Annotated in this window: 9 protein-coding genes and 1 pseudogene; 5 read left to right on the top strand and 5 right to left on the bottom strand. The window is 72.7% G+C overall.

Translation table 11 applies throughout. The features are described from left to right. The first annotated feature begins 15 nt into the window (after positions 1 to 15). The 3 genes from ASD16_RS03420 to ASD16_RS03430 all read left to right on the top strand — a co-directional run bounded on the left by ASD16_RS03420 (position 16) and on the right by ASD16_RS03430 (position 9,079). Positions 16 to 3,270: an N-acetylmuramoyl-L-alanine amidase gene (locus ASD16_RS03420; RefSeq protein ID WP_055912820.1), complete on the top strand. Its 3,255-nt coding sequence runs from the start codon at positions 16 to 18 to the stop codon at positions 3,268 to 3,270. A 118-nt stretch (positions 3,271 to 3,388) separates the two neighbouring features. Beyond that, positions 3,389 to 5,635 (top strand): hypothetical protein, encoded by a 2,247-nt coding sequence (locus ASD16_RS03425; RefSeq protein WP_157453775.1) that lies wholly within the window; start codon positions 3,389 to 3,391, stop codon positions 5,633 to 5,635. 111 nt (positions 5,636 to 5,746) lie between these two features. Beyond that, complete coding sequence (locus ASD16_RS03430; protein ID WP_055912826.1) at positions 5,747 to 9,079, top strand: hypothetical protein; 3,333 nt, start codon at positions 5,747 to 5,749, stop codon at positions 9,077 to 9,079. Positions 9,080 to 9,086: 7 nt separating this feature from the next. Here the strand turns inward: ASD16_RS03430 and ASD16_RS03435 are convergent, their stop codons facing one another. The 5 genes from ASD16_RS03435 to ASD16_RS03455 are packed head-to-tail and all read right to left on the bottom strand — an operon-like array spanning position 9,087 to position 14,095. Continuing rightward, positions 9,087 to 10,427, bottom strand: coding sequence for a hypothetical protein (locus ASD16_RS03435; RefSeq protein WP_055912829.1), 1,341 nt, complete (start codon positions 10,425 to 10,427; stop codon positions 9,087 to 9,089). Further along, positions 10,424 to 10,885, bottom strand: coding sequence for a hypothetical protein (locus tag ASD16_RS03440; protein WP_055912833.1), 462 nt, complete (start codon positions 10,883 to 10,885; stop codon positions 10,424 to 10,426). Before ASD16_RS03440 ends, ASD16_RS03435 begins: the two co-directional genes overlap by 4 nt. 26 nt (positions 10,886 to 10,911) lie before the next feature. Then, on the bottom strand, positions 10,912 to 12,231 hold the full coding sequence (locus ASD16_RS03445; RefSeq protein ID WP_055912836.1) for a class I SAM-dependent methyltransferase: 1,320 nt from the start codon (positions 12,229 to 12,231) through the stop codon (positions 10,912 to 10,914). After that, positions 12,228 to 13,088: a hypothetical protein gene (locus tag ASD16_RS21915; protein WP_055912840.1), complete on the bottom strand. Its 861-nt coding sequence runs from the start codon at positions 13,086 to 13,088 to the stop codon at positions 12,228 to 12,230. Before ASD16_RS21915 ends, ASD16_RS03445 begins: the two co-directional genes overlap by 4 nt. Next, positions 13,085 to 14,095, bottom strand: coding sequence for a glycosyltransferase family 4 protein (locus tag ASD16_RS03455; protein ID WP_055912843.1), 1,011 nt, complete (start codon positions 14,093 to 14,095; stop codon positions 13,085 to 13,087). Before ASD16_RS03455 ends, ASD16_RS21915 begins: the two co-directional genes overlap by 4 nt. 133 nt (positions 14,096 to 14,228) lie before the next feature. Between ASD16_RS03455 and ASD16_RS03460 the strand changes: the two genes are divergently transcribed. Together ASD16_RS03460 and ASD16_RS22420 are read left to right on the top strand one after the other, a co-directional pair. Further along, positions 14,229 to 15,182, top strand: a complete 954-nt coding sequence (locus ASD16_RS03460) for an ABC transporter permease (protein ID WP_055912846.1) — start codon at positions 14,229 to 14,231, stop codon at positions 15,180 to 15,182. A 77-nt stretch (positions 15,183 to 15,259) separates the two neighbouring features. Then, positions 15,260 to 15,818 (top strand): annotated as a pseudogene (locus ASD16_RS22420) (ABC transporter ATP-binding protein); the annotation flags it as partial. Between the last annotated feature and the right edge of the window lie 8 nt (positions 15,819 to 15,826).

Consider the following 15,826-nt stretch of genomic DNA (forward strand, 5'->3'; position numbering starts at 1 on the left):
GGTGATCCTGGACGGATGCTCGCCCAGACAGCCCGTGCCACCGTCGTCGCGCTCGCCGTGGTCGGCTGCGGGCTGCTGCCCGCGCAGACGGCGGTCGCCGCACCTGCCTCTTCCGTCGCGTCAGCATCCTCCGTGCTCGCGGCACCAGCCCCGCCGGAGGTGTCGGTCGACGAGGTGCCGGTGGAGGTGACCACGCCGCTCCCGTCGGTCGACGCGTCGGTGGACGAGCCCGCGCGCGTCGTGAGCGACGTCATCGAGGCGGACGTCTTCCAGACCGTCGGCATCACGTGGGTCGAGGGCACCGCTGCGGCGGACGTCGACGCGCAGGTCCGGACGCGCTCGGGGGACACCTGGAGCGAGTGGATGCCGCTCGAGACGGCGGACGAGGCCCCGGACAACGGAACCGTCGAGGACCGGCGGGCCCTGCGGGACGGCACCGACTCGCTCTTCGTCGGTGATGCCGACGCGGTGCAGGTGTCGCTCGCGGCCGGCGCCGGCGACCCGGACGACCTCTCGGTCTCGCTCGTGGGCTCCGACCTCGTGGCGGCGGCGCTGCCGACCGGCGGGCGGGGAGCGTCCGCGCCGGCCGGGCAGAAGATGCTGGGCGCCGCGGTGCTCCCCACGGCGGTCTCGTCGCAGCCCGCGATCGTCAGCCGTGCCGCGTGGGGCGCGCGGGCGCCGGCCTGCACGCCCGACGTCGCCTCGCGGCTGGTCGGCGCCGTCGTGCACCACACCGCCGACGGGGACTACGGCTCGGTCGCCGAGGCGATGCAGGCCCTGCGCAACGACCAGCGGTTCCACATCGAGTCCCGCGGCTGGTGCGACATCGGCTACAACTTCGTCGTCGACAAGTGGGGCAACATCTACGAGGGCCGCGAGAGCTCGCTGACCCGGTCCGTGATCGGTGTCCACGCCGGCGGTTTCAACACCGCGACGGTGGGCATCTCGATGCTCGGCAACTACACGTCGCAGGCGCCGTCGGGCGCGATGATCGACGCGGTCGCCCGGGTCGCGGCGTGGCGGCTCGGCGCGTACGGCGTCGACCCGACCGGTCGGGTCTCCTACACGACGCTGGGTGGGGAGAACTCCCGGTACGCCGCAGGGACCACGGTGAACCTCCCGACGATCTTCGCGCACCGGGACGTCGGGCTCACCGCGTGCCCCGGTGACATCGGCTACCAGTACATGGACCAGATCCGTGGTCTCGCGCGGAGCTACTGGGACCGGTACGGGCCCAGCGGGCTGGGCGCGAACCTGGTCAAGTCGCCGGACAACCCCGCGGTGTACCTGGTCACGGCGCACTACAAGTACAAGGTGGCGGACCCCGAGGTCCTGGCGGCGCTCTGGCCGCTGGGGCCGGTCGCGGTGGTGGGGCAGGGGGCGCTCGACGCCCGGACCACCGGGGTCGGGCTGGGGCGCTTCGTGCGCGACCAGCAGGGTGAGATCGACCTGTTCGACCGCGGCACGCTGTACCGGGCGGGGGACTGCGACGAGCTCGCCGCGTGGGGAGCCAGCTGTGCGGACTTCTCGACGATGGGGCTCCCGGACCCGATGGTCGCGCTGCTCGGACGCGGTCCGGACCTGTCCACCGCGTTCTGGACACCGACGGGCCGCCAGTTCGTGGTGTCGGCGGGCACCCGGTACGAGATCGCCGACGGCACCGCACTGCAGGCGTCACCGATCCAACCGAACGGTGCCTCCGTGCCGCTCGGCGAGACCGTCGCCGACCGCCTGCCGCTCGGTGCCCCGATCGTGCGCACCGGGATCGTGGTCCAGGCTCGCGGGAACGGGTCCGGCGTCCTGCTCGACCGCACGTCGGGGCTGCGCATGTCGGCGGCCTACATCTCGACGGCGCGGATCGGTCAGGCGCTGCCGCTGCGCCAGCTCGACGCCGCGAGCATCGCCCTGCTGCCCGCTCCCCGCGGCGACCTGACGGGGGTCCTGCGCGCACCGGACGGGCGGCGCGTCGCCCTGACCATGGGCGGCTCGGTGGTGCTGGCCGCCGACCAGGTGCCGGGAGACCCGGGCATCGCGGTCGATGCGTCCCTGATCGCGGCGCTCGCACCCGGCGGACCGGTGAACCCGCTGTTCGTGCGGTCCGTCGAGTCGTCCGCGCTCTTCGTCCTGGCCGGAGGCGTCAAGCGACCGGTGCCGACGATGGAGGTCGCCTATGCCCTCGCAGCCGGCGCGCCGCTCGTCGTCGCGCTCGTGCCGCAGGCCGCCCTCGACGCGGTGACCCCCGGTCCGTCCCTCCTGGCTCCGGCCACGCTGGTGAAGGTGGCGGGAGCGCCGTCGGTGTACGTCGTCGACGGGCTCTCGCGGCTGGTGCACCTGCCGTCCTTCGAGATGGCCCGCGCCACCGGTCTGCCGACGTCGTACAGCGAGGTGCCGTCCGCCTCGGTGACCGGGTACGCCGTCGCCTCCCAGCCGCTCGGGACGATCTGGCGCTGCGGCGCGCAGGACGCCGTCGCTCTCGACGGGAGGATGACCCCGATCCCCGCGGGAGTCGTCGCCTCGGGCGGGACGCCCGCGACCGTCATGGACCCGCTGACCTGCGCGCACACCCTCGGTGGCCCCGGGTGGACCGGGCCGGTGTTCGTCCGGGCCACGGGCTCGTCCGCGCTCTTCGTGCTCGCGGGCGGGATCAAGCGCCCGGTGCCGACGATGGACATCGCCTACGCCCTCGCCGGCTCGCGGTTCGTCCTCGCCGAGGTGCCCGCGGCGAGCCTCACGTCCGTGCCCGCGGGACAGACTCTCGTGGGCGCGCCCGGATCCCTGGTCAAGGTCGCCGGTGCCGCGCCCGTGTACGTCGTCGACGGCCTCGCCGGGCTCGTGCACCTGCCGTCGTTCGAGGTCGCGCAGGCGGTCGGCCTGCCGACGACGTTCACGGAGGTCCCCGCGTCGGCGATCACTGGCTACACGGTGGCCGCCCGGCCGCTGGGCACCCTGTGGCGCAGCTCGGGGCAGGACTACGTGGCGATCGGAGGGCGGATGTCGCCGGTCGCGGCGGGCCTGGTCACCTCGGCGGGTGCGCCGGCCAGCGCGGTCGACGCCCTGACGCTGGCCCGGGCACCGCGCGGCGGAGCGTGGGGTGGGCCGGTGTTCGTGCGCTCGACCACCTCCGCGGCGCTCTACTGGCTCACGGGCGGGACGCGTCGGCCGGTGGCGACCATGGACCGCGTGTACGCGATCGCCGCGGGGGCGGGGGTCGTCGTGGCCGTCGTGCCGCAGGCAGCGCTCGACCTCGTGCCTGTGGGGGCCACCGCCTGACGCCCGGTCGGAGGACGACCCGAGGCACGGGAGCCCGGGGCCGGACGGTACGCTCGCACCTGCTCGTCACCGGATCGCTTGGAGTGAGGCTGTCGTGTCCACCGTTCACAACGTCGAGGTGAGCGGTCCCGCAGGTGCCGCGCTCGTCGACGCGCCGCCGCGCCGCAGCTGGTGGCTCGGCGACCGTGGACGCAGCGTCCTGGCCTACCTCGCGGCCGTGGTGGGCACCATCGGCTTCACCGCCTGGGCGCAGCGCCTGTGGCTGGCGGACCTGCACGTGCCCTTCCGGTACTACGGCGACGCGATCGCGGTGTCCGCGCACGTCAAGACCACGTTGGGCACCGGGTGGTACGAGCACGAGCCGCTGCTCGGTGCACCGGCGGGGCAGAGCTATCACGACTACCCGGCGGCCGACAACCTGCACCTGCTCATCATGAAGATGATGGGCTGGGTGCTCCAGGACTGGGCCGTCACGCTCAACGTCTACTTCCTGCTGGGCTTCCCGCTGGCAGCGCTGACCGCCATGGTGTTCTTCCGCACCGTCCGCCTCGGCCGGATCTCGTCGGCCGGGATGGCCATCCTGTTCGCCCTGGCGCCGTACCACTTCATGCGCGGCGAGGACCACCTGTTCCTCGCGTCGTACTACCCGGTGCCGCTCGGTCTGATCCTCGTGGTGCGGGTGCTGCGCGGCCAGCCCCTGTGGACCCTGAACCGGGGGAGCGTGCGCGCGGTCGTCACCAGCCCGGCCGTCGCGACGGTCGCCATCGCCGCGCTCGTGTCGTCCGGCGCCTCGTACTACGGCGTGTTCACCGTCGTGCTCCTGGGCGTCTGCGGGATCGCGGCCTTCGTGCACCGCCGGCAGTGGCGCCGGCTGGTCGGCGCGGTGGCGGCGGGCGTCGCGTTCCTGGGGTTCATGGTCGCGAACATGCTGCCGGACCTCGTCTGGGCCGCGACGCACGGGGAGAGCGTGGGGTCGCTGGTCCGTCCGGCGGGCGACGCGGAGTTCTACGCGCTCAAGATCACCTCGCTCCTCCTGCCTCAGCCCGGTCACGCGGTCCCCTTCCTGGCGTCCGTGCGCGACTGGTACGACGCGAACTACCCGCTGGCGTCGGAGCAGCCGGTCCTGGGTGCCGTCGGTGCTGCCGGCCTCGTGGCGCTCCTCGCGATCGCGGTGCTGGCGGTGCTGCGGCCCAGGGACAGCGTCGTGCGTGTCGGCTGGCGGCTCACCACCCTGGTCGAGCTGGCCGGCATCACCCTGATCGCTCTGCTCTTCTCCACGGTCGGAGGGCTCGCGACCCTCATCTCCTTCCTCTCGCCCGCGGTGCGCGGGTGGAACCGGATGGCGATCGTCATCTCCCTGCTGACGCTCGCCGCCGTGGGCCTCATGCTCGACGGCGCCCGCGAGTGGCTCGCCCGCCGCTCCGGCGCGCGGACCGCGACCGTCGTCGCGGCGGTCGTCACCGGTCTCGTCGTGCTCGTCGGGGTCGTCGACCAGGTCGCTCCGATCCGCCGTCCTGACCACGCGGCCAACCAGGCGGCCTTCGCTGCCGACGCGGCCTGGGTCGCGGACGTCGAGGCCGAGCTCGGTCCCGGGGCGATGGTCGCGCAGCTGCCGCGTGCGGGCTTCCCCGAGACACCACCGGTCAACGGCGTCCTCGACTCCGACCAGCTGCGCCCGTTCCTGCACTCGGACACGCTGCGCTGGACCGGGGGCGGGATCAAGGGCCGCGCCGTCAGCGACTGGATGGTCGCGGTCGACCCGCAGGACGCGTCGTCGTCGGCCGTGCAGCTCGCGGCAGCCGACGCGGCAGGGGTCGTGCTCGACCGCCAGGCGCTCGGCGAGACGGCGGCCGACGTGTCGGACGCGTGGCGCACGGTCGTCGGTGAGCCCGCGGTCGTCAGTGCCGACGGGCGCTACGAGATGTACGACCTGCGCCCCCTGCGGGCCGAGCTCGTCGCCCGCGACGGTCAGGAGACCGTCGACCAGGCCGCGGACGGCATCCTGCGCCCGACGCTCCCGTACCCCGGCGAGAAGGTCCAGGTCGGCACCGCTGGCGACCGCAACCTCTGGGTGGGCCCCGGGGGAACCCTCGACATCCTGCTCGACAACGCGCGGGACTCGACGGCGCGCGTCCGGCTCACGTTCACGGTCGCACCGGAGGGTGCCCCCGTGCGGGTGACGTGGGACGGCGAGTCTGTCGAGGCCGGTCCGGGCGAGCTCGTCGACGTGACCATCGAGGCCCCGTCCGGCGCCTCGACCGTGCACGTGGAGCACGTGGACCCGCAGGACACCTCACCGGTCCAGCTGCTCGGGGTGAGCGCGACCCTGCTCGACCGTCCCGTCCTGGCGCCGCCCGCCGGCTGAGGCCACGCCGACCCGCCTGACCCGGGGTCCTGGGTGCGCTGTTGCTTTCGGGGTAGCCTGCCTGCGCACCGGCGCACGCCCGGGGGCGTGGGCGCGACGGAGGTCTCGAAGATGGCGCGGGGTTCGTGGTGGACAGCGACGGCCGTCGTCGTCGCCCTGCTCACCGGCGGGCTCGTGGCGGCCGACGTCGCCACCGCGCCACCGTCCGCCGCCGCGGCGGCGAGCGACTTCCGGCCCGGGAACATCATCAGCGACGCGCTCTTCTTCGACGGCGCCGCCATGAGCGAGGGCGACGTCCAGGCGTTCCTCAACATCAAGCGGCCGACGTGCACCGCGGGCTACACCTGCCTGAAGGACTACGTCACCGCGACGACGGACCAGCCCGCGGAGGCCAACCTCTGCAACGCCTACTCGGGCCGTGCGCAGGAGACGGCGGCGCAGGTCATCGCGCGCGTGGGTGCGGCCTGCGGGATCAGCCAGAAGGTGCTGCTCGTCCTCCTGCAGAAGGAGCAGGGCCTGGTCACCGCGACGGCACCCACGGACGCGCGCTACCGGTCCGCGACGGGCTTCGCGTGCCCGGACACCGCGCCGTGCGACGCCCAGTACTACGGCTTCTTCAACCAGGTCTACCGCGCAGCGCGGCAGTTCAAGCGCTACGCCGCGAACCCGCAGAACTACACCTACCGCGTCGGACGCACCGTCAACGTCCTCTTCCACCCGGACTCCGCGCGGTGCGGCAGCAGCCCCGTCTACATCGAGAACCAGGCGACGGCGGGCCTCTACACGTACACGCCGTACCAGCCCAACGGCTCGGCGCTGGCGAACATGTACACCACCGGCGACTCGTGCTCGTCGTACGGCAACCGCAACTTCTTCCGCGAGTACAGCGACTGGTTCGGGTCGACGCAGTTCGGCGCCAACCTGGTCAAGGCGGCGAACGACCCGACGGTCTACCTGCTCACCGTCGACGGCAAGCACCAGGTGCAGAACCCGGTGATCCTCGAGTCGCTGAGCGACCTGGGCGGCATCGCCGTCGTCTCCCAGTCCGTGCTCGACATGCGGCCCACGGGCGTCGCTCTCGGCAGGTTCATCCGTGACCGCAACGGGGCGATCTCCCTGTTCGACCGCGGATGGCTCTTCTCGGTGCCCGACTGCGCGATGCTCGTGGACTGGGGGACGTCGTGCGCCAACTACGGCTCCCTCGTGCTCTCCGACTCCCAGATGTCGCGCTTCCGGCCGGGCGGCGTGCTCTCGCAGTCGTACACGACGGTCGAGGGCTCCTGGTTCTACGTGCACGACGGCAAGCGCCGCGAGGTCTTCGACGCGGCCTCCCTGGCGCTCGCACCCGTCGCGCCGACGACGCCCACCACGCACCTCAACGACGCCGCCGGCGCTGACCTGCCGATCGACGCGCCGCTGGTCCGGCCGGGTGTGCTGGTGCGCAACGGGTCGACGGGTGCCGGCGTCCTCGTCGACGCCGCCGGGTCCACCCCGGTCAGCGCCGCGATGCTCGCGGCGACCGCCCTGACCCGGGTCCTGCCCACGCGGACGTTCGACACCCGCAGCGTCGCCGCGATCGCCACCAGCGGTACCCCGCTGCCCGGCGTCGTGCGCGGCGCGGACGGCACCCGGTACGGGCTCACGGGGACGGGTGCGGTACGCCTGGGCACGGAGCTGCCGACCTCGGTCACGGGACCGGTGGTCTCGGCCCCGGTCCTGTCCGCGCTCGCGCCGACGACCACGACCGGGCCGATCTTCGTCCGCTCCGCGCAGTCGTCTGCGCTCTTCTACGCGACCGCCGGCACCCGCCGGCCCGTCGCCAGCATGGAGACCGTGTACGCCCTCGCGGCGGGGGCGCCCGTGACTGTCGTGGTCCTCGAGCAGTCCGTGCTCGACGCCGTCCCGCAGGGTGCACCCGTGCTCACCCCGGGCAAGGTGGTGAAGTCGACGACGGCCCCCGACCTGTATCTCGTCGACGGGCTCGGCTCGCGCCGGCACGTCCCGTCGTTCTCGGTGATGTCCGAGCTCGGCGTCGGCGGGTACACCGAGGTGCCTGCCGCGTCGCTCACCGGGTACGCCGTCGCGGCGGGCGAGCTCGGCACGCTGTGGTCGTGCGGGTCCCAGAACTATGTGGGGATCGGCGGCGCGCTGCGGCCGATCTCCAGCGCCGCCGCCACCGCCAGCGGCCTGCCGTTCGTCCCCACGGACGCGCTGACGTGCGCGGCGCTCCCGCGCTCGACCGCGGAGATCACGGGACCGGTCTTCGTGCGCTCGGCACAGTCGCCCGAGCTCTTCTGGGCCTCGGGCGGCAAGCGCCGCGCGGTGAGCAGCATGACCACCGTCTACGGCCTGGCGGCCGGTGCGCCGGTGGTCGTCGCGACGCTCGAGCCGGCCGCGCTCGCCGCCCTCCCGCTCGGTGCACCGGTGCTCGAACCGGGCAGGGCCGTGAAGTCGAGCGCAGCATCCGACATCTACCTCGTCGACGGGCCGGGCACGCTCCGGCACGTGCCGTCGTTCGCCGTGCTCACGGAGCTGGGCGTCTCGGGGTACACCGAGGTGCCCGCGGCGTCCCTGTCGGGCTACACGGTTGCGACCGGCCAGCTCGGCACGCTCTGGGCGTGTGGTGCCCAGCGGTACGTCGGTGCCGGTGGCGCGCTGCGACCGCTGTCGTCCGCCGCCGCCGACGCCACCGGGCTGCCGTTCGTGACGATGGACCCCATGACGTGCGCTGCCGTGCCGCGCTCGACGGCGACGTTGACCGGCCCGCTGTTCGTCCGCTCCGCGCAGTCCCCGGCCCTGTACCTCGCGGCAGGCGGCCAGCGCCGTCCGATCACGAGCATGGACACCGTCTACACGCTCGCCGCCGGCGGTCCGGTCGTCATCGCGACCGTCGAGCAGTCCGTGCTCGACGCGCTGCCCGAAGGGTCGGCGGTCCTCACGCCCGGTCGAGTCGTGAAGTCGGTGGCCGGTCCGGACCTGTACCTCGTGGACGGTGCGTCGACGCTCCGGCACGTGCCCTCGTTCACGGTGCTCGCCGAGCTCGGTGCGGGTGCCTACGCCGAGGTGCCCGCGGCGTCGCTCACGGGCTACACCACCGCCTCGGGCCAGCTCGGCACGCTGTGGTCGTGCGGTGGGCAGGCCTACGTCGGGACGGGCGGCTCCCTGCGGCCGCTGTCCGCGGGCGCCGCGGCCGCGACCGGTCTGCCGTTCGTGGTCACCGACCCGTCGACCTGCGCGGGGCTGCCGCGGACGGCCGCGATGCACACCGGGCCGCTGTTCGTCCGGTCCCCGGGGTCGGCGACGATCTACCTGGCCTCGGGTGGGCAGCGCCGACCGGTGACCAGCATGAGCACCGTGTACGCGTTGGCCGGAGGCGGCCCGGTCGTCATCGCCACGCTCGAGCAGGCCGTGCTGGACACCCTGCCGCTGGGTGCAGCGGTCTGATCGAGGTTCAGCCGATCGCGACGACGGCGGAGCGCGCGATGGTGATGCTCTCGGCGAGGGTCGCCGCGCAGAGGAGTACCAGCACGGCGGACCCGACGACGAGCAGCACGGCACGCGTACGTGACGGGCGGTCGAGGTGGAGCTTGGCGAGCGCCGACCAGGCGCTCGTGGCCAGCAGGGCGAGGCCCACGTAGCCCCACGCGACGCTGACGTAGCCCTGGCCGGGTGGGAGCTCGTTCTGCCAGCCGAGGCTGATGGCCACGAGCACGGGAGGCGCCAGCCAGAGCGCCGCGCCGAGGAAGGCGACCACGACGAGCGAGGGCCAGGTCAGTACAGGCCGTGCCCGCACGACGCACAGGAGGAGCACCGCCGCGGGGATCCCGACCACTACCACCATGAGCAGCGTCAGGTACGGGTCGAACGACGGAGGAGCCACGGCCCCGGGGTACCAGACCTGCGACAGGGGGAGCGAGCTGCTGGCCTGCTTGACGTAGGTGACCAGCACCCGCCAGGGCTCGAGGTTGATCACGTAGGCGTTGCCGACGGGCGTCTCCACCCGGCTCCGCAGCACCGCGACGACCGCACCCACGACAGCCGTCGGCCAGAGCAGTGCGGTGGCGCGGCTCCAGGACCGACGGCTCCACCACACCACCAGGCACAGCACCGGGGTGAAGGTGATCACGACCTCGTAGGTCATCAGCGCGTACGCCCACATGGCGATGGCGACCGCGATCGACGGCCACCCCGTGCCGCGCAGGAGGAGCAGCGTGGCGCCCAGGGCGAGACAGATGCTCAGGATCACCACGCCCGAGAACGAGTCGAGGGGGTCGAACCACGCCCGCATCGTGACCGTCGAGCCGAGGGCGACCACGGCGACGGGCACCACGAGGGCGTTGCGGGTCAGCACGGCGGCGACGAGGGCGGTCAGGGCAAGCATCGTCAGGCACAGCAGGGCGATGAAGACCTTGTAGGACGCGAGCGTGGGGAAGACGGTGAAGACGGTGAAGGTCCAGAGCGTGGACCCCGGGAAGAAGCGCCCTTCGTGGGTGATCCACCAGCTCATGGTCTCGCGGAACACGCGGTAGTACCCCTGCAGCGTGTCCAGGGCGGTGTCGCCGGCCACCTCGCTCGGGATCAGGTGGTTCGTCTTGTCGTCGGAGCGGTACGGCGACGTCGCCACCGGAGCGACCGTGATCAGCGCGATCCACAACGTCGCGGTCGCCAGCACGGCGGTGCGCTGCGCGTCGAGGAAGGCCAGCGCCGCGCGGGTGCGTGAGCGGTGCGGGTCCTGCGGGGGCGCGCCCTGGTCGAGCGCCGGGTCGACCGTCGCCTGTCGCTCCGGAGTCACGGGATCGTGACGGTGAGCGGCTGCGATGCCTCCGACTCCCACACGAGGCGCGCCTCGTAGGTGCCGGGTGCGAGGTCCGCGGCCGAGATCGTTCCCCACGGGCAGGTGGTGACGCTCGCGTCGGCCAGCGAGCGCGTGGTGACGCTCGTGGTGCCGCCGGGACCGGTGAGCTCGTAGCGGCAGGTGCCGTCGTCGACGATCACGCCCTGGACGTACCCGGACATCTCCACGCCGTCCGCCTCGAGGGACGCGGCGGCCAGGACGGGGACGGCGCTCGGGTCGGCCGGCGGGTCGGAGGCGTCCGGCTCGGTGGGCGTGCTCGACGGCTCCGGGCCCGGGTCGGTGGTCTCTCCGGGCTGCGCGGTCGACGAGGCGCTCGGGGCGGTGCTGCTGGGCGTGCTCGTGGGGTCTCCGGCCGTGCAGGCTCCCACGACGGCGACGAGGACGCCGGCGAGCACCAGCGCGGCCGTCCCGCGGTGCGCGTTCAGCTTGCGGCCTTGGTGGCGACGATCGTGTAGTCCTGCGGCCCGAAGAGCACGTCGTTCAGGCGGCTGAAGCCCTCGTTCACGACGCGGGCCAGGTCGCCGAGCTGCGGCTCCGCCTTGGGCAGGTGGTACCCCGTCGCCGGGGCGTGGAACGCGAGGTGGATGTCGCGGAAGCCGGCGCTCTCGCACAGGAAGGACGTGAGCGACGGGTGCAGGGGCCACACGTGCGTCGGGTCGAGGATGTAGCTGTTGCCGAGCACGATGAGCGACGCCGGGTTCGGGGTCTCCGCGACGAACACGCCGCCGGGCCGGAGGCGGGACAGCGACAGCTGGATGAACTCGAGCAGGTAGTCGAGCTCGAGGTGCTCGAGCACGTGCGCGGAGAACACCGCACCGAGCGAGTCGGGCTCCTGCGCGCGGAGGAAGCCCAGGGCGTCCGTCTGCTCGACGACGAGCCCGCGCGCGCGTGCCTCGGCGGCCATCCCGGGCTCGGGCTCGACCCCGATGCCGTCGATGCCGGCCTCGCGCAGTGCGTCGAGGAGCTCGCCGCGCCCGCACCCGATGTCCACGACCGGGCCGTGGCCGGTGAGGATCGGGATGTAGCGCTCGCGCTGGACACGCAGGATCTCGTCGGGCTCGCCGCGGAAGCGTCCCTCGAAGCCGACGTAGTCGAACCCGGCCGAGTGCTTCTCGACGTCGGGTGCGGCCACCGCGGGCTCGACGCTGGTGGTGACGGCGGGTGTCGCAGCGGGTGCTGCGGTGGGCAGAGGGGGAGCGCCCTGCGGCGCGACGAGCGCGGTGTTCACGCGCGAGTCGAGCACGCGCAGCCGGCGGTCGAGCGAGTGCAGCTGCTCGCGCTGCTCGGCCAGGCGGACGGCGGCGGCGTCGATGCCCGCACCGGGCGCGATCGCGGCGCCGAGCGCCTCGAACCGGCGGAGCACGTCGCCGAAGTCGGCCTTCTGCAGCGTCTGGTTGATCTCGTTCGACTCCAGCCGCTGCTGCATGAGCGCCAGGTCGACCCGCTGCCCTGCCTGGTCGAAGAGCCGTCGCTCCAGCTCGTCGATGCGCCGGTTCGCCGCGTCGAGAGCGTGCCGCTGGGTCTCGGTGCCGCGCTGGGCGCGCTCGATCACCGGCCCGATCTTGTTCAGGGCCGGACGCGCGACGCGCCCGACGGAGGAGCGCACGCGGCGCTTGATCGACTGGCGGGCGGTCGGCGTGGGTGCTGTGACCGGACGGGGGTCAGCGACGGGCTGCTGGTCGGCTGCTGCGGGACGCAGCACCTGCGTCGCGTCGGAACGGAGCTCGGGGGGGAGCGTCATGACGGACTCCTGAGGGTGTCGAGCACACCGCTCGCGCGGAGCCGGACAGCACTGTCCGTGGGTGTGCCGAGGAGATCGAGGGGTTGGGCGAAGCCGTCCCGCGGCCGGTGCCGACCTGCGGAGCCGAGGATCTCCTCGAGCTGCAGGACGGCCCGGTCCGGGCTGTGCTCGCGCGCGTACAGCGCGTGACAGCCCTGGGCGTGCCGGGCGAGCGCGGCGGGGTCGGCCAGCAGCCGCTCCGCCTCCTCGTCCGGGGTGGCTGACGCTCTCTCCTTCGGGAGGGGAAGGTCGAGCTCGCGAGCGAGCTCCACCGGGGCCACGACGGGAGCCCCCCATGCCGCGCCGAGCACGGCTGTCGTGGCGTCGTCCGTCACGAGGACGCTGGCGAGAGCCGCGGCGGAACCCGCCGCGCTCTCGTCGACCGGCTGGTGGTCCCAGGACCACTGACCGGCGACGTGTCGGGCGACCGCGGTCGCGTCCTGCAGCCCACGCGCGCGACGGATCCGCGAGCGCGTGAACGGGGCGACGGGGCGGGCGCTGGTGTGGGCCTCCTGCGGCCCGAGCGCGAGGACGGGTGCCGTGACGCGGGTCCGCACCTCGCGGGCGACGGCCGGCGCCGCGAGGACGACCACGGCCGCCGCGACGGCGGGTGCGGTCAGGTCCGTGTCGGCGTCGACCCAGACGGTCGTGCGCTCGCCGTAGGGTCCGGGCGCCTCGGCGGTCCGGACCACGGTGTCGAACCGGCCACCGTCCACCACGGCCCTGACATCGGCACGTTCCGCGAGCCGGGTGAGGGCGGCCCGCAGGTCGTCACCGACCGGAGCACGGGTGGCGATACCGATACGGAGTCGGTTCATGCGAGGAGCTGCTCGACGACGGACGGCCAGGACAGCTGGGCGACCCGCCGCCGACCTTCCATGCCCATCTCCGCGGCTGCCGCCTTGTCGGACGCCAGCCTGTCGATCGCGTCGGCGAGGCCCTGCGGGGTGCCGTCGGTCACGATGCCGGTGACGCCGTCCTCGACCCACTCGAGGACTCCGCCGGCGTCGTGCGAGGTGATGACGGGCTTGCCGGCGAGGAACGCCTGCAGCGTGACGTAGCCGTAGTCCTCGTCGTGGGGGTCGTAGATGACCCCGAGCGAGTCCGCGAAGAGGTCGACGAGCGCGTCGTCGGGCACGAAGCCCGGCAGCTCGACGCGGTCGGCCAGGTCGTCGCGCTCGACCGCCTTGTGCAGCTCCGCCGACATCGAGCCACGGCCGGCGACGATCGCACGGATGCCGGAGCTCACGTGGGGCATCGCGGCGACGATCCGCTCGGGGCGCTTGTTGGCCTCGAGCCGGGTGGGCGTGAACACGTAGTCGCCGTACTCGCCGACCCGGAGCTCGTCCGAGAGGGGCGGGGGGTGGTAGAGCGTGGTGCCCGTGAGGCCGTTGTACCGGGCGAGACGGTCCGCGACCACGTCGGAGATGGTGTGGATCCGCTGCGCCTCGAGCAGCGCGTTCGTGTCCCACTCGGTCAGCTGCCGCTGGATCTCGAGCGACTCGTCGTCCAGGCCCATGTCCGACCAGGCGGCGTCGGCACCGTCGTAGGCGCCACGGTGCTGGTGGAAGAGCCACACGATCTTGCGGTGGTGGCGCGCGTAGTACGAGGGGAAGTTCGTGGCGATGACAGCGTCCGCGTCGAGCGGCAGCATCCGCCACGCGAGCGGGGCGTCGAACACGCGCTCCTTCTCCCACGCCGTCGGGAGGTGGACCAGCTCGGCGCGGTGCCCGTTCTCCTGCAGCGCGCGGACGAGGTTCGCTGTGGCCAGCTCAGCCCCTCCGCGCACGAAGGGCACCTGGGCGCCGCACACGATCACATCCATCGGGGTGGTTCCTCGTTCCGGTCGGGGGTGGCGGCGCGCTACATGCTAGCCGTCCCGCGAGCGGTCGCCCGGAGCCGTGACCGCGGCGGTCCCGGTACGCTCTGACGTTCGTGAGCAACTGCAGGAACGCGCGATGAGCGGACTCGAGCAGGCGTTGGGTGCCGACGCCGCGCCGGAGGACCAGCGCCGGCACGTGACCGGTGAGATGACGCGGGTGTTCTCGCAGGCGCGCTGGTTCCACGGCTTCTGGGCGGACGTCAGGGAGGTCGTGCAGTACCGCGAGCTCCTGGGCAACCTGGTCCGCAAGGAGCTCAAGGTCAAGTACAAGGACTCGTTCCTCGGCTTCTTCTGGACCCTCGTCCGCCCGCTGCTGCAGCTGCTCGTGTACTCGGTCGCGATCGGCTTCTTCCTCGGCTCCGGCAAGGTGATCCCCGAGTTCGGCGTCTACCTCTTCACCGGCCTGCTGGCGTGGTCCCTGTTCACCGACATCATCGGCGGGTCGACCGGCTCGATCATCAGCAACGCGGGCCTGGTCAAGAAGGTGTACATGCCGCGCGAGCTGTTCCCGCTCTCGGTGGTGGGCGCCTCCTCGGTGAACTTCGCGGTCCAGCTGGTGGTCCTGCTGGGCGCCTACGTGGTGACCGGCTCCTGGCCGGCACCGAGCAACCTGCTCCTCGTCCCGCTCGCGCTGATCACCCTGATCCTGTTCGCGACGGCGCTCGGCCTCATGCTCGCCGCGGCGAACGTGTTCCTGCGCGACGTGCAGTACCTGGTCGAGGTCGGCCTGCTCCTGTGGTTCTGGATGACGCCGATCGTCTACGACTGGACGAAGGTGCAGTCCACGCTGACCGACGCCGGCGTCCCGTGGCTCTTCGACGTGTACATGCTCAACCCGATGGCGAACGTGGTGCTCGCGTTCCAGCGGGCGCTGTGGCCGGGCGGGCTGACCGAGCAGGGTGCACCGTTCTACTACGACGGTCCGCTGGCGCTGCGGCTCGTGATCATCAGCGCCGTCAGCCTCCTCCTCCTGTGGTTCGCCCAGCGCGTGTTCGCTCGGGCCCAGGGCAACTTCGCACAGGAGCTGTGACCGTGAGCGACATCATCCGCCTGCAGGGCGTCTCCAAGCAGTTCCGGCTGCGCAACGACAAGAGCCTCAAGGAGCGGCTGGTCAACCGGCGCGCCTCGAAGGACAACGAGACCAGCTTCTGGGCGCTCAAGGACATCGACCTCACGGTGGCCGAGGGGTCGACCATCGGCCTGGTCGGGCACAACGGCTCCGGCAAGAGCACGCTCCTGAAGGTCATCGGCGGCGTGCTGACGCCGTCGGCGGGCATCGTCGAGCGGCGCGGCCGGCTCGCGGCACTGCTCGAGCTGGGAGCGGGCTTCCACGGCGACCTCACCGGTCGCGAGAACGTGTTCCTCAACGCCTCCCTGCTCGGCCTGACGAAGAAGCAGACGGAGCAGTACTTCGACGCGATCGTCGACTTCTCCGGCATCGAGGAGTTCATCGACACCCAGGTGAAGTTCTACTCGAGCGGCATGTACGTCCGGCTCGCGTTCGCCGTCGCGGTGCACGTCGACCCTGACATCCTGCTGGTGGACGAGGTTCTCGCGGTCGGCGACGAGCCGTTCCAGCGCAAGTGCATCGAGCGGATCCGGCAGTTCCAGGGGGAGGGGCGCACCATCGTGCTGGTCACCCACTCGCTGGACCAGGTGCGCGAGATGTGCGAC

This window comes from Cellulomonas sp. Root485 (assembly GCF_001426705.1).
Taxonomy (GTDB): domain Bacteria; phylum Actinomycetota; class Actinomycetes; order Actinomycetales; family Cellulomonadaceae; genus Cellulomonas.